This window comes from Natrinema sp. LN54, from assembly GCF_052439245.1.
Lineage (GTDB): Archaea > Halobacteriota > Halobacteria > Halobacteriales > Natrialbaceae > Natrinema > Natrinema versiforme_A.
The window spans coordinates 610,139-626,627 of the sequence record NZ_JBQVRP010000001.1 but is presented as its reverse complement, the minus strand read 5'-3'; the positions used below and the strand labels follow the sequence as shown (position 1 = coordinate 626,627).

At 67.4% G+C, this 16,489-nt stretch carries 15 protein-coding genes; 10 read left to right on the top strand and 5 right to left on the bottom strand.

What is annotated here, in order from left to right; translation table 11 throughout:
• The first annotated feature begins 16 nt into the window (after window positions 1-16).
• From ACT4ML_RS03105 to ACT4ML_RS03095, 3 genes are all read left to right on the top strand, one after another.
• Complete coding sequence (locus ACT4ML_RS03105) at window positions 17-679, top strand: hypothetical protein (RefSeq protein ID WP_444719547.1); 663 nt, start codon at window positions 17-19, stop codon at window positions 677-679.
• A 68-nt stretch (window positions 680-747) separates the two neighbouring features.
• The gene (locus ACT4ML_RS03100) at window positions 748-975 is read left to right on the top strand and encodes a DUF7860 family protein (RefSeq protein WP_138243930.1); all 228 of its coding nucleotides are present in this window, start codon (window positions 748-750) and stop codon (window positions 973-975) included.
• Between the two features lie 49 nt (window positions 976-1,024).
• Window positions 1,025-1,942: an HFX_2341 family transcriptional regulator gene (locus tag ACT4ML_RS03095; protein ID WP_444719546.1), complete on the top strand. Its 918-nt coding sequence runs from the start codon at window positions 1,025-1,027 to the stop codon at window positions 1,940-1,942.
• 133 nt (window positions 1,943-2,075) lie between these two features.
• On the opposite strand, the gene ACT4ML_RS03090 is transcribed toward ACT4ML_RS03095, so the two are convergent.
• Genes ACT4ML_RS03090 through ACT4ML_RS03080 form a run of 3 tightly spaced genes read right to left on the bottom strand, consistent with a single transcriptional unit; the run spans window position 2,076 to window position 5,808 of the window.
• The gene (locus ACT4ML_RS03090; protein ID WP_444719545.1) at window positions 2,076-2,945 is read right to left on the bottom strand and encodes an FAD binding domain-containing protein; all 870 of its coding nucleotides are present in this window, start codon (window positions 2,943-2,945) and stop codon (window positions 2,076-2,078) included.
• Window positions 2,945-5,332: a xanthine dehydrogenase family protein molybdopterin-binding subunit gene (locus tag ACT4ML_RS03085; RefSeq protein WP_444719544.1), complete on the bottom strand. Its 2,388-nt coding sequence runs from the start codon at window positions 5,330-5,332 to the stop codon at window positions 2,945-2,947. Before ACT4ML_RS03085 ends, ACT4ML_RS03090 begins: the two co-directional genes overlap by 1 nt.
• A complete protein-coding gene (locus tag ACT4ML_RS03080; RefSeq protein ID WP_138243934.1) occupies window positions 5,329-5,808 on the bottom strand; it encodes a (2Fe-2S)-binding protein in 480 nt (159 codons plus the stop codon). Before ACT4ML_RS03080 ends, ACT4ML_RS03085 begins: the two co-directional genes overlap by 4 nt.
• Window positions 5,809-6,315: 507 nt before the next feature.
• Here ACT4ML_RS03080 and ACT4ML_RS03075 point away from each other — a divergent pair.
• The 5 genes from ACT4ML_RS03075 (at window position 6,316) to ACT4ML_RS03055 (ending at window position 13,405) form a co-directional block, all read left to right on the top strand.
• Window positions 6,316-7,269 carry an AAA family ATPase gene (locus ACT4ML_RS03075; RefSeq protein ID WP_444719543.1) on the top strand — a complete coding sequence of 318 codons (954 nt, stop codon included), beginning with the start codon at window positions 6,316-6,318 and terminating at the stop codon, window positions 7,267-7,269.
• Window positions 7,266-8,579 (top strand): VWA domain-containing protein, encoded by a 1,314-nt coding sequence (locus tag ACT4ML_RS03070; RefSeq protein WP_444719542.1) that lies wholly within the window; start codon window positions 7,266-7,268, stop codon window positions 8,577-8,579. Before ACT4ML_RS03075 ends, ACT4ML_RS03070 begins: the two co-directional genes overlap by 4 nt.
• Before the next feature lie 40 nt (window positions 8,580-8,619).
• Complete coding sequence (locus tag ACT4ML_RS03065; RefSeq protein ID WP_444719541.1) at window positions 8,620-9,783, top strand: XdhC family protein; 1,164 nt, start codon at window positions 8,620-8,622, stop codon at window positions 9,781-9,783.
• 396 nt (window positions 9,784-10,179) lie between these two features.
• Complete coding sequence (locus ACT4ML_RS03060) at window positions 10,180-12,840, top strand: valine--tRNA ligase (RefSeq protein ID WP_444719540.1); 2,661 nt, start codon at window positions 10,180-10,182, stop codon at window positions 12,838-12,840.
• A 211-nt stretch (window positions 12,841-13,051) separates the two neighbouring features.
• Complete coding sequence (locus tag ACT4ML_RS03055; RefSeq protein WP_444719539.1) at window positions 13,052-13,405, top strand: DUF7344 domain-containing protein; 354 nt, start codon at window positions 13,052-13,054, stop codon at window positions 13,403-13,405.
• A 24-nt stretch (window positions 13,406-13,429) separates the two neighbouring features.
• On the opposite strand, the gene ACT4ML_RS03050 is transcribed toward ACT4ML_RS03055, so the two are convergent.
• On the bottom strand, window positions 13,430-14,134 hold the full coding sequence (locus ACT4ML_RS03050) for a DUF1405 domain-containing protein (RefSeq protein WP_444719538.1): 705 nt from the start codon (window positions 14,132-14,134) through the stop codon (window positions 13,430-13,432).
• A gap of 94 nt (window positions 14,135-14,228) precedes the next feature.
• Between ACT4ML_RS03050 and ACT4ML_RS03045 the strand changes: the two genes are divergently transcribed.
• Both ACT4ML_RS03045 and pdxS read left to right on the top strand, forming a co-directional pair.
• Window positions 14,229-14,987, top strand: a complete 759-nt coding sequence (locus ACT4ML_RS03045; RefSeq protein ID WP_444719537.1) for an acetoacetate decarboxylase family protein — start codon at window positions 14,229-14,231, stop codon at window positions 14,985-14,987.
• A 120-nt stretch (window positions 14,988-15,107) separates the two neighbouring features.
• Complete coding sequence (pdxS, locus tag ACT4ML_RS03040; protein WP_138243942.1) at window positions 15,108-16,016, top strand: pyridoxal 5'-phosphate synthase lyase subunit PdxS; 909 nt, start codon at window positions 15,108-15,110, stop codon at window positions 16,014-16,016.
• Between the two features lie 109 nt (window positions 16,017-16,125).
• On the opposite strand, the gene ACT4ML_RS03035 is transcribed toward pdxS, so the two are convergent.
• Window positions 16,126-16,488 (bottom strand): hypothetical protein, encoded by a 363-nt coding sequence (locus tag ACT4ML_RS03035; RefSeq protein WP_444719536.1) that lies wholly within the window; start codon window positions 16,486-16,488, stop codon window positions 16,126-16,128.
• Window position 16,489: the final 1 nt, after the last annotated feature.

Here is a 16,489-nt window from a genome sequence, read left to right as displayed (position 1 = left end):
CGCGTACGCACCGTCGATGGCCATCGATCTGCCGCCAGCGGTCGCCGACGCGTGGGACCGTCTCGGAGCCCGAACCGATCAAACCAGCATCTCGCTCGCGACGGTGACCGCCGAGACGACGATCTTCGAACACCGATCGACCGCCGACGCGCTCGAGTCGCTCCGGAGCGGCGGCGACATCCCGGCGCGGTCGCTGTTCACCGTCGATCTCAGCGTGTCGCCGTCGCTGTCTACCATCGGCCTCGACGCCGCCGACGCGCTCGAGACGGCTGCGCCGAAGGTCCGCGACCAGTTCGTCGAGACGCTCGAGGACGACGACATCGCGGTCGGCGGGGAACGAACGAGCGAGTACATCGATCGGCCGGACGGGGCGGTCGGGCACCTCACCGTGCTCGAGGCTGCGTATCCGATCAACGCCGAGAACGCGGCCGACGGCGACAGCGGTGACGGCGCACCCGACGGGAGCGCGACGATCGACGCCGAAGCGCACGTCGCCGTCTGGCCCGCCGCCGACGCGTACGTGATGGCCGGTGGCGTGTTGCCGCTCGAGGCACCCGACGGCGCGGACCTGCTCGGGGCCGCCCTCGACGTCGATCCGGCCCGCGACCGGGAGGCGATCGTCGACCTGTTCCGGGGGCTCGACCTCGAGGCCGCGGACGACAGTGCGACCGAGGAGTGACGGGGTCGGATTCGAACCGGACATCGGAATGTCGAAATAATTAATGGAGCGGCCGTGTACCACCACGTATGGGATACTATAGTGGCCCGGACTACTCGCGGCTCGCGAAGCGGGGGTTCTTCCTCGGACTCACCCTTTTCGTCATCGGCGCGGGCAGCGAGTTGGTCGGACACGCGTTCTTCGGATCGCTCCCCCAGTGGGAGAACACGCTGTTTTACGCGCTGACGATGATCGGCTTCGCCATCGGCTTCGCCTCGCCGTTCGTCTTCGGCATCATCATGCCGCTGACCGAGTAGCCGGCCGACGACTCGGAGGTTTTGTAACCGCCCCGCCTAACTGTCGACCATGCAAACCCACATCGTTCCGGTCGGCTTCGATTACGACCGGCTGATCGCGCCGCTCGTGCGCGATCAGATCGACGTCGACAGCGTCATCTTGCTCGAGGGGGCCGTCGGAAGCGAGGCCAACGTGGAGTACTCTCGCCACCTCTCAAAGAAACTCGAGACGGACTTCGAGAACCTGCTGGGGGCCGAGACCGAGCGGTTCGTCCTCGAGGACGTCTACGACTACGACGACGCCTTCGAGCAGGCCTACGAACTCATTACCGCGGAACTCGACTCCGGCAACGAGGTCTGGGTCAACGTCGCCGCGATGCCCCGAACCGTAAGTTTCGCATTCGCCAACGCCGCCCACTCCCTGATGGTCGAGCGCCAGGAGGACCGCGAGGGGATCCACACCTACTACACCGCCCCCGAGAAGTACCTCGAGACCGAACTCGCCGAGGAACTCAGGGAGCAGATCGCGCTGCTCGAGGATCTCCGGGAGACGGAGGAGGGGATCGAGAACGACCGGGTCGGGACCCGTCTCGAGAGCGCCCGCGACCTCCTCTCGGAGTTCGACGAGCGCGGGACGACCATCGGCGCGAAGGAGATCGACGGCAAGCACATCGTCGAGCTGCCGGTCGCCTCCTTCTCGAACGTCAAGCCCTTCGAGGAACTCATCCTCTACAAACTCGGCGAGGACGGCGAGTTCGACTCCGTTTCCGAACTCGCGGAGTCGCTGGCCCGCGAACTGAACGAGGAGTACACCGACAGCTTCCGGTCGAAGGTCATCTACAACGTCGATCGGCTGGGTCCGGGCGGCAAGGGCTACATCGAGCGCGAGGAACACGGCAAGTCCTATCGAACTCGCCTGTCGCGGATCGGCGAGCTGTGGGTACGGGCCCACTCCAACGACGAGTCGGAGTCCACGGACCAGCCGTGACCGCGGGTCGTCCGTCGCTCGACTCGGCCGATCGGTCCGCGCGCGGTTCTCCTTCCAGTCCGACACTCTCTCGAGCGAGCGGAAGCCCTGCGCGGTCGGACGACCCGCGTCGAATGGCCGGAACGCGCTGCGATCAGACGTCGTCCAGCAGGTCGTACAGCGCGCGCTCGGTGTCGATCGTCAGGAGGTGGGAGCGGTACTCGGCGGTCGCCTGCACGTCCGAAACGAACGCCTCGTCGTCGACCGTGGTTCCGGCCTCGGCCGCCGCCGCGGTGATCGTCTCCTCGGAAACCGCCGCTCCCTCGAGTTCGTCCTCGACGGCCGGCAGTCTCGTCGGCGTCGTCGTCGCGCCGGTGACGGCGACCCGAGCCCCCTCGATCGCCTCGCCGTCGGTGCGGAGCCAGACGCCGACGCCGACCATCGCGTAGCCCGAGAGCGGATCGCGACGCTTGCGGTAGGCGCTCACGGCGTCGTCGTCGGTCGGGAGCCGAACGGCAGTGACGATCTCGTCGTCGTCGACCGCCGTCTCGAACGGCCCTTCGAAGAGATCGGTCGCGTCGATCGTCCGCTCGCCGTCCGCCCCGCGCACCTCGAGCGCCCCGTCGAGCGCGAGCAGGGCGGCCGGCGGGTCCGAGCGCGCGTCGCCGTGGGCGAGGTTGCCGCCGATCGTGCCGCCGTTTCGGACCTGCGGGTCGCCCAACTCGGCCGCGGCGTCGGCGAGCGCGGCCGCGTGCTGCCGGACGGGTTCGGACTCGGCGATCTCGGCGTGTGTGGCGAGCGCGCCGACCGAGACGGCGGTTCCGTCGTCCGCCGCTTCGATCGCATCGAGCCCGCTCAGTTGGCCGATATCGACGAGCGCCGGCGGCGATTCGTCTCCCGTCTTCATCCGCGGCAACAGCCCGTGCGCGCCGGCGACCAGTTCGGCCCCGTCGTGGTCGCCGAGTAACTCGAGGGCGTCGTCGACGCTGTCCGCTCGGTAGTAGTCGAAATCGTTCACGTACATCAGCGATCGCCCTCCGTGGCTCGCCAGACCGATTCCGGCGTGATCGGCATGTCGAGGTGGTCGACGCCGAACGGCTCGAGCGCGTCCGCGACGGCCGACACGATGGTCGGCGTCGCCGCGATCGTCGCCGACTCGCCGACGCCCTTCACGCCGAGGGGGTTGTGCGGGCTCGGCGTCACCGTGCTGTCCGTTTCGAAATCGGGCAACTGCGTCGAGTGGGGGACGGCGTACTCGTCCATCCGACGGGTTTGGAGATGCCCGTCGTCGTCGTACGCTGCGCCCTCGTAGAGCGCGGCACCGATCCCCTGCGCGATCCCCCCGTGGACCTGTCCCTCGACGATCATCGGGTTGATGATCTCCCCGCAGTCGTCGACCGCGACGTAGCGTCGGATCTCGATATCGCCCGTTTCGGGATCGACCTCGATGACTGCGACGTGGGTCCCGAAGGGGTAGGTGAAGTTCTCCGGATCGTAGAAGTTGGTCTCCTCGAGGCCGGGGTCCATTCCCTCGGGCAAGTCGTGTCCGAGATACGCCTCGTGAGCGATCGTCTGGATGTGGAGCGACCGATCCGGTGCGCCGGCGACGCGGAACTCGCCGTCCTCGAACTCGATGTCGTCGACGCTCGCCTCGAGTTGATGGGCGGCGATCCGACGGGCCTTCTCGCGGACCTCGCGGGCGCCCCGGGCGATGGAGCCGCCGCCGACCGACGCGCTCCGGCTGCCGTAGGTCCCCATTCCCTGCGGGATCCGATCGGTGTCCCCCTCGACGACGTCGACGTCGTCGACGGAGACGCCGAGTTCCTCGGCGGCGATCTGGGCGTACGTCGTTCGATGGCCCTGCCCCTGATCCGCCGTCCCCGCGAGGACCGTCACCGATCCCGTCGAGTCGAACCGGACGATCGAACTCTCCCAGCCGCCGGCCTGCGCGCCGAGATCCCCCGCGAGTCCGGACGGCGAGAGCCCCGCGGATTCGACGAAGTTGCCGATGCCGATGCCGATGTATCGGTCCTCGTCTCGAAGCTCGCGCTGGCGCTCGCGCAAGTCGTCGTAGTCGACGTGCTCGAGCGCCAGATCCATCGCGCGTTCGTACTCGCCGCTGTCGTAGACCAGCGCCGCGGCGGACTCGTAGGGGAACTCGTCGGGCTGGACGAGGTTCCGCCGCCGCAGTTCGGCCGGGTCCATCTCGAGTTCCCGGGCCGCGGCGTCGACGAGTCGCTCGATCACGTAGATCCCCTCGGCTCGACCCGCACCGCGATAGGCGTCGACGGGCGTCGTGTTCGTGAACGCACCGACGACGCGGCAGTGGATCGCCGGAATCGCGTACTGGCCCGAGAGGACGGTCGCGTAGAGGTAGGACGGCGTCGCGGTCCCGAACTGCGAGAGCTGCGCGCCGAGCCCGGCGTGGGTTTCGACTCGAACCCCGCGGATCGTCCCGTCGTCGTCGAGCGCGATCTCGCCGGTCGTCGCGTGGTCTCGCCCGTGGCAGTCGGTCAGATAGCTCTCCGAGCGCGTCGCCTGCCACTTCACCGGCCGGCCGAGTTGCATCGAGCACCAGGCCGTCACGGCCTCGTCCGGGTAGTGGTAGATCTTGCTGCCGAAGCCGCCGCCGACCTCGGGAGCGATCACCTGAATCTTGTTCTCCGGAAGGCCCAGCGTCCCCGCCGAGAGCAGCATTCGATGGAGATGCGGGTTCTGACTCGTCATCCATAGGCGTAACTTCCCCGTCGCGTCCTCCCAGTCGGCGAGGGCGGCTCGCGGCTCCATCGCGTTCGGAATGATGCGCGGCTGTCGGAGGTCGACGGTCGCGACCCGATCGGCGTCGGCGAACGCTTCGTCGGTGGCCTCCTCCTCGCCCAGTTCGAAGTCGAAGGCCACGTTGTCCGCGGCCTCCTCGTGAACCGGCGGCACGTCGCGCTCGACCGCCTCGACCGGATCGGTCACGTGCTCGAGCGGTTCGTACTCGACCGCGATCCGCTCGAGCGCGTCGTGGGCGACGTGTGGCGTCTCCGCGACGACGGCGGCGACGGCGGTCCCCTCGTGGCGAACCTTGTCCGTGGCGAGCATGCGATACTGCGGCTGCACGAGGCCGGGGAGGTCCCACGCGGTCGGAATCGTGTTCGGAACGCCGCTTTCGACGACGTCCTCGCCCGTGTACACCGCGACGACGCCGTCCATCGCGGCCGCGTCGCTGGTGTCTATCCGCTCGATTCTCGCGTGGGCGTGATCGGACCGGCGGATAGCTAGATGCGTCGTTCCGCGCAGGGAGATGTCGTCGGTGTAGTCCCCGGACCCGGTCAGCAGCGGAACGTCCTCGCCGCGTTCGATGGCGGAGCCGAAGGCGCCACCGCTGTCGGCGCCGGACTCACCGGTCGAATCGGCGTCGCTCATCGGTGCTCACCCGACTGTTCGGCCGCGGCCTCGATCGCGTCGACGATGTTCTGGTAGCCGGTACACCGACAGAGGTTGCCCTCGATCGCCTCTCGAATTTCCTCGCGAGACGGGTCGTCGGCCTCCCGCAGGAACGTGTCGGCGCTCATGAGCATCCCCGGCGTACAGTAGCCACACTGGAGCCCGTGCTGTTCCTGAAACTGCTTCTGCAGGGCCGAGAGATCGCCGTCGTCGGCGAGTCCTTCGACGGTCTCGATCTCCGAGCCGTCGGCCTGCACGGCCAAGCGAGTACAGGACTTGATCGTCTCGCCGTTCTCTCTGACGGTACAGGCGCCACACCGCCCCGTCTCACAGCCGACGTTCGCCCCGGTATACCCGAGTTCCTCTCGAAGCGCCGTCACGAGCAACGTCCGCGGTCGGACGGTCAGGTCGTGCTGTTCTCCGTTCACTGTTACCGATATACCGTGTGTCGTCATTCATTTTCCTCCGGTTAGTAGCGTTACTCGAGTCAGTGGACTGTTCACGATACCCGTGATACAATCCCACACGACCTAGTCACCACATTACGGTAAATAGGTTCGCAACGGAATTCCGCCGCTGACCCGTACTGGTCCACGGGTGACGCCTCTCCGTCGCCGATTTCCGACCCGAGTTTTCGAGGCGGGTTTCCCGTCATTCGGACGCGGATGCCGTCAGTCCGGGTCATCGGACGGCTCGTCGATATCGCGGACGAGACCCGGGCCGCCGATCGCGACGAGTGCCGCGCGAGGAATCGTGACCGGCCGCCAGTGCCCGCTGTGAGTGCGACCCCGGCACCGATATCTCGGCCTGCTCGTTCGACCGACCGTTCGCCTCGGTGACTATTTCTCGAGGAAGATTTACCGTCTGGAACACCGTGGAACGAGACGAACTCCCAATGGATCTGCGAACCAATGACTATCGATGGCTCGGAGCGGACCGATGCCTGTTCACCGCGAGCGCGCATGACTGAGCCGACCGCCACCCCGTTCGCGGAGTATACCGAGGCGGATCTCAGACGGGTCTTCGACCGAACGGGGTACGTCGCCGAGGACGACATCCTGATCCCGGTGTTGCTCGCGCTCCGGCTCGGGAAGCCGCTGCTCATCGAGGGCGAACCCGGGAGCGGGAAGACGGAGTTAGGAAAGGTGCTCGCGGACGGGCTCGAGACCGACCTCGTTCGGTTACAGTGCTACGAGGGGTTGGCGGCCGAGAACACGCTCTACGAGTGGAACTACACGAAACAGCTGCTCTCGGTGCAGGCCGGTGAGCGCGGGGTCACCGACGACGGTTCGGTGTTCGACGAGGAGTATCTGCTCGAGCGGCCCCTGCTCCGGGCGCTCTCGGGCGACCGCGACCGCCCCGCCGTCCTCCTCATCGACGAAGTGGACCGCGCCGATCGGGAGTTCGAGGCGCTGTTGCTCGAGTTCCTCTCCGATTTCCAGGTCTCGGTACCGGAACTGGGGACGATCGAGGCGTCGGTTCCCCCGATCGTCCTGCTCACGTCGAACCGAACGCGCGGCCTCAGCGACGCGCTCAAGCGGCGCTGTCTGTACCTCCACGTGGAACCGCCGTCGTTCGAAAAGGAACGAGAGATCGTCCAGCGGAAAGTGCCGGAGCTGGACGGCGCGACCGCCGCGGAGATCTGTGGCGTCGTCCAGCGGCTCCGCGAGGAGCCCCTGCTGAAACGGCCGGGGATCGCGGAGACGTTGGACTGGTCTCGCGCGCTCCTCGAGCTTCGATCCGCGAGCGAGGACGGGAATAGCGAATCCGCGGCGTCGCTTTCGCCGCCGCTGATCGATCGGACCCTGTCGTGTCTGTTGAAGGAGGTCGAAGACGCGTCCCGTATCGACGACGAGCTCCTCGAGACCCTCGCCCGGGCGGCCCGCGACGCTCGGGAGCGGACGGAGGCGCAGTGACCGATCCCCCCGAGTCCGCCGGTCTCGAGATCGTCCGGGACCACGTCGTAGACGAGGTAGTGAGGCTCGCCGACGCGCTCCGGGCCGAGGGCGCGACCGTCCCGCCGACGGCGAGCGTGACGGCCGTTCGAGCCCTCGCAGCGCTCACCGAGTACGACGAGCCGACGGTCCGTGTCGCCCTTCGGGCGGCGCTGATCTCTCGACGGCCGGACATCGCCGCGTTCGAACGCTGCTTTCCGGCCTTCTGGGCCAGACTCACCGGCGAGGGGACCGCCGAATCGCCTCCGGCCCGCGACGGTGCGACGCAGCCCTTCGCGGTGCCACGGGGCGGTGCCTCGAGTCGGGACGGGGGTGGCGATACCGCGGACTCGCTCGAGCGGACCGAACGCGCCCGGTCGTCCGTGACGGAATCGAACGCGTCCGTCGGCGGAGACGACGAACCCGACACCGAAACGGACCGAAGGCACGGGTTCCACGCGCTGTCCACGCGGACCGGTCGCTCGGAACCGCTCGCCGTCGACGCCGTCACGGCGACGGCCGCGGACGTTCGGGACCCGCTCGATCGGATCGGTCGCGTACTGGGACGGAAACGGGGGCGACGCTTCACGGATGCGCCGACGGGCTCCGAACTGAACGTCCGCCGGACGCTGCGCCGGAGCTTCGGGACCGGCGGAACAGTTCTCGACGTCGAGCGATACGACTACGATCGAACGGCGGTGAACGCCGTCGTCCTCGTCGACGTGAGCCGTTCGGTCCTCGACAGCGTCGATCGCGGGTTTCTGCTGGGCGTCCTTCGGCAGCTGCACGCCGACTGGCGATCGGTCCGCATCTTCTTCTTCGATACCAGCCTGCGAGAGGTCACGGCGCAGTTCGACGAACCGTCGTCCGAACGCGCGATCGCGGCCCTCGAGCGGGCCGAGACCGAGTGGGGCGGTGGCACCAAGATCGGGCACGCGCTCTCGACGCTTCGGAACGACTACCCCGAGGTCGTCGACCGAGAGACGGCCGTGTTCGTGATCAGTGACGGCCTCGAGGTCGGCGAACTCGATCGGCTCGAACGGGGGATGAACTGGCTCTCGGCGCGAGCGGACGCGGTCCTCTGGCTCAATCCCTTGGCGGCCGACGCCGAATACGAGCCCGCCTGCCGCGGCATGGCGGTCGCCGCTCCGTTCGTCGACGGACTGTTCGGGTTCGCCCGGCCGACGGACCTCGAGGAGATCGCCAGACAGCTCTCGCTTCGCGGCGTTCACGGTCGGATCGGCTACGAGTACGACGGGCGCGGCGACGCGAACGCGGACCGGCCGTCCTGACCACGAGAAAGTATAATTATACGAGCGGCCAAGTCATGGTATGACTTCGCAAGACTGGAGCGTGCCCGAGACGGAAGTCCTCGGCGCGATCCGCGAGGCGTGTACGTCGGATCGGCGAGCGGTTCTCGCGACGATCGTCCGCGTGGAGGGAAGCGCGTACCGCCGGCCGGGGACGAAAATGCTGATCGACGGCGACGGGGACGGCGTCGGGAGCCTCACCGCGGGCTGCCTCGAGGACGAAGTTCGCTCGCTCGCGGCGTCCGTCCTCGAGTCCGGGCGGCCTCGGCTCGAGCGATTCGACTTGAGCGGAGACGACGACGTGTGGGGACTCGGTATCGGCTGTAATGGCGTGATCGATATCCTCCTCGAACCGCTCACCGACACACTCGAACCACCGCTGAGCGTAGTCGACGACGGCGGTGACTGTACGGTCGTCACGGTCCTCGAGAGCGAGGACGCGGCGTTCGCCCGCGGCGATCGTGCGTACTACCACGCCGACGCCGGCGAGTTCCGTGAGCTATCCGGGACCTGGCCCGACGACGTGACGGCCCGGCTCGAGGAGTCCGCATCGGCGCTCGCGCCGGCCGGCACCGCGGAGACGGTCACGATCGACAGGGGCGGTTCGGCGGTGACGCTCTTTCTCGACGGAATCGCCGCGCCGCCGGAGCTCGTGGTCTTCGGGTCGGGACACGACGTCGCCCCGGTCGTCCGGTTGGCGACGCTGGCCGACTTTCGGGTGATCGTCGTCGGCTTCCGCGGGGCCGTCGCGACGAGCGACCGGTTCCCCGCCGCGGATCGCACCGTCTCGACGGCGCCCGCACGCATCCGCGAGACGCTCGAGTTGGACGAGCGGACGTACGCCGTCGTCATGAGTCACAACTTCGTGGACGATCGGCTCGCCCTCGACGAACTCGTGCGGTCGCCGGTCCCCTACGTCGGTCTGATGGGACCGAGCAAGCGCTTCGAGGAAATGCTCGAGGCGTTCGCCGAGGAGGACCGAACGTTCACGGAGGCGGAACTCGCGTCCGTCTACACGCCGATCGGACTGGATCTGGGGAGCGAGACACCGCATCAGATCGCGATGAGCATCGTCTCCGAGGCCCTCGCCGTCCACAACGACCGCTCGCCGGCCCATCTCAGGGACCGGGACGGCGCGCTCCACGACCGAGCCGATATCGAACTCGACGACCCGCCACAGCAGTGACCGACGCCCGCGAGGCCGCCGTCGGGTCGCCGCGATCGGTGCCGTCGCGGCGGCGGGTGTGTGGCTTCGTGTGCTTTCCGACAGTCTGGTCCTCGTCCCGCGCGTGAGTACCCGTCTACGGCCCGGTCGCGGTCGCTGAGACGCGAAACACCTAACCCGGTCGCCGCTCGATAACGAACACATGGCGACGCCCGTCACGGCTGCGTTCGGTTCGTTCGACGGTCCGCGCGCCGGCGTTTTCGTAGGGGCGCACTAGCCCCGCGTTCACCACCCCGTTTCGACGGATGTATTGTCGCCGACCGGTATTCACCGAGCAACGGACCACTCTATGGACGACAGTCAACCGCACTTCCGGCGATCGACGCACCGACCACGCCCGCGACGGGCGGTGAGACCATGAGCACGGATACGCCCGAACACGTCGACGACGAGCCCAGCCTCGAGGGGGGCTACGATCCCGACGCCGTCGAATCGCGCTGGCAGCAGCGCTGGATCGACGAGGACGTTTACGCCTACGAGGGCGACGAAAAGCGGGATCCGAACACCGTCTACTCGATCGACACGCCGCCGCCGACGGTCTCGGGCAGCCTGCACATGGGCCACCTCTACGGCTCGACCCTGCAGGACTTCGCCGCGCGATTCCAGCGGATGCACGACGGCGACGTGCTCTTTCCCTTCGGCTACGACGACAACGGGATCGCCAGCGAGCGCCTGACCGAGTCGGAACTGGACATCCGCCATCAGGACTACGAGCGCCGGGAGTTCCAGGAACTCTGCCGCGAGGTCTGTCAGGAGTACGAGGACGACTTCACCCGCAAGATGCAGAACCTCGGAACCTCGATCGACTGGAACAACACGTACAAGACGATCGAACCCCGCGTCCAGCGGATCTCCCAGCTCTCCTTCCTCGACCTCCACGAGAAGGGCCGGGAGTATCGGAAGAAAGCGCCCGCGATCTGGTGTCCCGACTGCGAGACGGCCATCTCGCAGGTCGAGATGGAGGACGACGAGCGCGGCTCGCACTTCAACGACATCGCGTTCGAACTCGCAAGCGACGGCACGGACCGCGACGAGTTCGTCATCTCGACGACGCGACCGGAACTCATCCCGGCCTGCGTCTCCGTCTTCGTCCACCCGGACGACGAGGAGAATCAGGACCTCGTCGGCGAGACCGCTCGGATTCCGATCTTCGGCCACGAGGTGTCGATCATCGAGGACGAGCGCGTCGACATGGAGAAGGGCAGCGGCGTCGTGATGTGCTGTACCTTCGGCGACCAGAACGACATCGAGTGGTATCAGGCCCACGACCTCCCGCTTCGCGTGGCCATCGACGAGTCCGCGACGATGACCGACCTCGCCGGTCCCTACGAGGGCATGTCCACCGAGGAGGCCCGCGAGGCAATCGTCGAGGACTTAGACGACGAGGGCTACCTGCGCGACCGCTGGGAAATCTCCCACGCCGTGCAGGTCCACGAACGCTGCGAGACGCCCGTCGAGTACCGCGTCTCCAAGCAGTGGTACGTCGAAATCCTCGATCACAAGGAAGAGTACCTCGAGGCCGGCCGGGAGATGGACTGGTACCCCGAGAAGATGTTCACCCGCTACGAGCACTGGATCGAGGGCCTCGAGTGGGACTGGCTGATCTCGCGCCAGCGCGACTCGGGTATTCCGTTCCCGGTCTGGTACTGCGGGGACTGTGATCACCCGATCATGGCCGACCGTGAGGACCTGCCGGTCGATCCGCTCTCGGACGAGCCCCCCGTCGATCACTGTCCGGAGTGCGGTCACGACGAGTTCGAGGCCGAAGAGGACGTCTTCGACACGTGGGCGACCTCCTCGCTGACCCCGCTGATCAACGCCGGCTGGGACTGGGACGCCGAGAGCGAGGCGTTCACGATGGACAACCCCGAACTCTACCCGTTCGATCTGCGCCCGCAGGGCCACGACATCATCTCGTTCTGGCTGTTTCACACCATCGTCAAGTGCTACGAGCACACCGGCGAGGTGCCCTTCGACGCGACGATGATCAACGGCCACGTGTTAGACGAGAACCGCGAGAAGATGTCCAAATCGCGGGGGAACGTCGTCGCACCCGACGAGGTGCTCGCGGACTACCCCGTCGACGCCGTCCGGTTCTGGGCCGCGAGCGCCGCGGTCGGCGACGACTTCCCGTATCAGGAGAAGGACCTCCGGGCCGGCGAGAAGCTCCTGCGCAAGCTCTGGAACGCCTCGAAACTCGTCGACACGCTCGCGCCCGCCGATCCCGACGAGCCCGCCGACCTCGAGGCGATCGACCGCTGGCTCCTCGCCGAGCTAGACGACGCCGTCGCGGACCTCACCGCCCACCTCGAGGACTACGAGTTCGCGAAGGCCCGCGACCGGCTGCGGACCTTCTTCTGGAACACGTTCTGTGACGACTACCTCGAGATCGCCAAGACCCGAGAGGACAACCCCTCGACGCAGTACGCGCTGCGGACCGCCCACCGCACGTTCCTCGAGCTGTGGGCACCGTTCCTGCCCCACGCGACGGAGGAGATCTGGCAGGCCGTCTACGCGGATCCCGATGGGGACCTCGAGAGCATCCACACCCGCGACTGGCCCGCCCCGCAGGGCTACGACGCGGACCTCGAGGCCGGCGAGACCGCCATGGAAGTCATCTCGGCGCTGCGTCGCTACAAGAGCGAGAACCAGCTACCGCTGAACGCCGACCTCGAGTCGGTCGCCGTCTACGGCCCCATCGAGGGCTTCGAGGACGCGATCCAGCACGTGATGCACGTGCGGGAACTCGACGTGCTCGAGGAGCCGCCGGAGATCACGACCGAGGTCGCCGAAATCGACCTCGACTACTCGACGCTCGGCCCGAAGTTCGGCTCGAAGGTCGGCGAGATCGACGCCGGCATCGAGAGCGGCGAGTACGAAATTGACGACGACGCCGGCGTGCTGCGCGTCGCCGGCGAGGAACTCGAAGAGGAGTTGTTCGAGGTCGAACTCGAGCGCACCTACTCGGGCGAGGGCGAGATGGTCGAAACGGAGTCGGCCGTCGTCATCCTCGAGTAACACCGCAGCGCGCTCTCGCTGTCGCTCCACGAATTCTGACTATCCCGTTCTCGCGTCCGTCTCTCCGTGTTGAACGTCACGAAATACGGCCGAAAACCCCGCCAGTAACAGAATAGTTATGACGACACCGGACAATCGTGACGCGTGCTCTGCTGAAGTCGGAACGAGCCGCCATGTCGTTCGCCGCCGTGTAAGCCGAGTACAGAGCACCATGAAGACAGATACCTCGGACGCCAACCCCGTCGGAACCGACCGGTCCCTTCCCTCGAACACGATTTTCGAGCTCTTGCTCGAGGAACAGCGCCGATACGCACTGTACTACCTCTCCGAGAAAGTGGGGGCAGTCAGCCTCGAGGACCTCATCGACCGAATCGCCGATCGGGAGGGACAGTCGACTCGCGAGCGGATCGACCGGATCACCGTCGAGTTCCACCACAACCACCTGCGGAAGCTGATCGACGCGGACGTCCTGCGGTACGACGCGGACGCCGGCACGGTCGAGCGCCGGGCCGCCGCCCGCTTGCTTGATCCGTACCTCGAACTCGCGTCCGTCGACGGCCTGTAGACGACCGCCGTTCTCGAGTCGGGGCTACGCCCGACTCCGGGCGGCTTCGCACTTTTTGACCCGGATCGCGAGCGCGAGAAACACTGCGAGCAATACGAAGGTGACTTCGCCCGCAGCGATCACGCCGAGCGCGTCGGCCTCGAGGAACATGGCGGTGTCCCGCGGAACGGGGATGATCGTGTGGTGTGGCTCGCCGACGATCGGAACGAAGTAGTCGACGACGAGGTTGCTCCAGTACCAGACGGCGGCGACGCCGACGGCCCACACCGGAAAGTCGCTGATCCGGTGGAGGACCAGCGCCTGGACGACCATCGCGAGGTGGCTCCAGAAGAGGAAGTGAAACATCACCGGCGAGAGGTACGCGTAGGAGTCGGCAAAGGCGAGCAGCGTCATCGGCGTCCACAGCCCGAGCACGAGGTTGCCGAAAAACGCCAGCGCGGTGAGCCACGGCTGCTCGCGGCCCAGTTTCCACGCGGCGATCGCCAGCGCGACGAACAGCGTCGCGAGCGGGCTGTCCGGCACCCACGGCCACAGCACGGCCGCGGTCCGGGTGAACTGCCCCGAGTAGTACCAGAAGCCGAAGGCCGTCCCCGCGAGGTTGATCGCCACGACCAGCCACGCGAACCGCAGCCCCAACTCCTCGAGCGTCGTCGGAACCGGCGCGAGATACGCTGGCAACGACTCGTCGTCGGGCCGCTTGCGGTCCGCCGTCAGCGTCGACGCGGTCATTGTCCGGCGCGACGGCCGGAACCCGCAAAACAGTAGCGGTTGTCGCTGCGCCCGGTCCCGTACTACTACGATCGGTCCCGCCGTAGCCTCGACCATGACCACGGTCGACGAACGAACGCGAAAACGACTCTCGACCGGCCACGAGGTCGCGCTCCCGCTCGCGCTCTCGTTCGCGATGGGCGGCGTTACCGTTCCCGCACGACGCAGCCGGCTCGAGGCGGTCCTGCCTGCGGGGCTCTCGTCGCTCGCGATCGCACCCGGTATCGGCTGTGTTACGCTCGTCGGGATCCAGTACCATCGCGTCGGCGGTGGCGATCGAGGCGCGACCGGACTCGAGCCCTACGACGAGTTCGCCGTCATCGTCCCGGCGGTCCGCGGGAGCCGGACGAGCCTCCCCGGCGCACAGCTCGCCGACGGCGAGATCGGCGGCTACGTCCACTGGCTGCCGGTGACGACCGACCCGTCGGTCGCGCTCGGCCGAGAGATCTGGGGCTATCCCAAGGAACGGGCCGCTATCACGGTGACCGACGGGCCGGACGGCGTCCGTACCGTCGTCGACGGCGGCCGCTACGGAGACGAATCGGTCCGTCTCGAAATCTCCCGCCCGCGACTCGAGCCGACCGCGCGCGACTGGACGATGGCCAGTTACACGACGAAAGACGGCGCGCTTCTGCGGACGACGGCCCGAATTCGGGGCGACGTGGCGCTCGGCCTCGGGCCGTCGATCGGCACGCGACTCGAGGTCGCGCCGGAACTGGCCGAGGAACTCGGGCTGTGGCGACGACCCATCGCGCGGCTGTACGGGTCGTCCGTTCGTGCGCACCTGTTCGAGGGTGAGCGGGTGGACGGGTGACGCGGCCGCTCGAGCGCTCGAGTGTCCCGCGAACGTCGCGGCTCCCGAACCATTTCGGCCCCTGCGGCCGAATCGGCCACAACGAACACGCGTAAGTGGCGGGGCTCCAAACCGCGTAGTATGACCGAGGAAACCGACCTCGAGGAACTCAGACGCGGGACCGATCTCGTCAAGCGCGGCTTCGCACGGATGCAGAAAGGCGGCGTCATCATGGACGTCGTCGACCCCGAGCAGGCCCGCATCGCCGAGGAGGCCGGCGCGGTCGCGGTGATGGCGCTGGAAGCCGTCCCCGCGGACATTCGCAAACGCGGTGGCGTCGCCCGGATGGCCGACCCCGCGGACGTCGAGGAAATCGTCGATTCGGTCTCGATCCCCGTTATGGGCAAATCCCGAATCGGCCACACGAAGGAGGCCCAGATCCTCGAGGCCGTCGGGGTCGACATGATCGACGAGTCCGAAGTGCTCACCCCCGCCGACGACGCCTACCACATCGACAAGCGCGACTTCACCGCACCGTTCGTCTGCGGCGCGCGCAATCTCGGCGAAGCCCTGCGCCGGATCGACGAGGGCGCGGCGATGATCCGCACCAAGGGCGAGGCCGGCACCGGCGACGTGAACCAGGCCGTCCACCACCAGCGGACGATCAAGGGCGCGATCCGCGAACTCGAGGGGATGAAACACGAGGAACGGGAGGCCTACGCTCGAGAGATCGAGGCGCCCGCGGAACTGGTCCACGAGACCGCCGAGATGGGGCGACTGCCGGTCGTCAACTTCGCCGCGGGCGGGATCGCGACGCCCGCCGACGCCGCGCTCATGATGCACCACGAGTGCGACGGCATCTTCGTGGGCAGCGGGATCTTCGGCGCGGAGAACCCGCCGGAGATGGCCGAGGCGATCGTCGAGGCGACCAACAACTGGGACGACCCCGAGACCCTCGCCGAGATCTCGAAGAACCTCGGCAAGAGCATGAAAGGCGACGCGAACGTCGATCTCCCCGAGGAAGAGAAGATGCAGGGCCGGGGCGTCTGATCGGCGACTGACCGAATCCCAACCCGTACACTGACTTGCCGAACCGCCGACCGATCGGCACGCACGCTCGTTTTGTGGCTCTCCCGTCCGGAGCGTGTGAATCTGACCGCTACGCGTCCGACTCCCACCACGTCTCGAGCGGCGGAATAATACCCGTTCGGAGAAGCGCGAGAAAGACCAGATACGTTAGCGTCGCACCACAGCACAGTGACAGCACCGGCACCGGCGCGACTCGAGCGCCGACGGCGGCTCCGCCGATCGCCACCGCGAGCGACGCGATCTGGACCGGCCGCCGTTCCCAGTAGTCCCGAACGAGCGCCGGGTCTCGAGCGGCGAGCAGTTCGAAGACGATCGTCGCCGTCCCGCCGACGAGCAGGAAGTTAATCGAGAGCGATGCATCGGTGAGGAAGGCGAGACCGAGGAACGCGGCGAGCGCGATCAGCGCGAGGACGCCGTCGGTTCTCGTCCCCATC

Excerpts from the sequence above, each read along its gene's own strand:
- ACT4ML_RS03095 (WP_444719546.1), top strand. The coding sequence starts at position 1,025 with ATGCAAACCCACATCGTTCCGGTCGGCTTCGATTACGACCGGCTGATC.
- ACT4ML_RS03055 (WP_444719539.1), top strand. The coding sequence starts at position 13,052 with ATGAAGACAGATACCTCGGACGCCAACCCCGTCGGAACCGACCGGTCC.
- ACT4ML_RS03100 (WP_138243930.1), top strand. The coding sequence starts at position 748 with ATGGGATACTATAGTGGCCCGGACTACTCGCGGCTCGCGAAGCGGGGG.
- ACT4ML_RS03105 (WP_444719547.1), top strand. The coding sequence starts at position 17 with ATGGCCATCGATCTGCCGCCAGCGGTCGCCGACGCGTGGGACCGTCTC.
- ACT4ML_RS03035 (WP_444719536.1), bottom strand. The coding sequence starts at position 16,488 with ATGGGGACGAGAACCGACGGCGTCCTCGCGCTGATCGCGCTCGCCGCG.
- ACT4ML_RS03060 (WP_444719540.1), top strand. The coding sequence starts at position 10,180 with ATGAGCACGGATACGCCCGAACACGTCGACGACGAGCCCAGCCTCGAG.
- pdxS (WP_138243942.1), top strand. The coding sequence starts at position 15,108 with ATGACCGAGGAAACCGACCTCGAGGAACTCAGACGCGGGACCGATCTC.
- ACT4ML_RS03065 (WP_444719541.1), top strand. The coding sequence starts at position 8,620 with ATGACTTCGCAAGACTGGAGCGTGCCCGAGACGGAAGTCCTCGGCGCG.
- ACT4ML_RS03050 (WP_444719538.1), bottom strand. The coding sequence starts at position 14,134 with ATGACCGCGTCGACGCTGACGGCGGACCGCAAGCGGCCCGACGACGAG.
- ACT4ML_RS03090 (WP_444719545.1), bottom strand. The coding sequence starts at position 2,945 with ATGTACGTGAACGATTTCGACTACTACCGAGCGGACAGCGTCGACGAC.
- ACT4ML_RS03080 (WP_138243934.1), bottom strand. The coding sequence starts at position 5,808 with ATGACGACACACGGTATATCGGTAACAGTGAACGGAGAACAGCACGAC.
- ACT4ML_RS03075 (WP_444719543.1), top strand. The coding sequence starts at position 6,316 with ATGACTGAGCCGACCGCCACCCCGTTCGCGGAGTATACCGAGGCGGAT.
- ACT4ML_RS03085 (WP_444719544.1), bottom strand. The coding sequence starts at position 5,332 with ATGAGCGACGCCGATTCGACCGGTGAGTCCGGCGCCGACAGCGGTGGC.
- ACT4ML_RS03045 (WP_444719537.1), top strand. The coding sequence starts at position 14,229 with ATGACCACGGTCGACGAACGAACGCGAAAACGACTCTCGACCGGCCAC.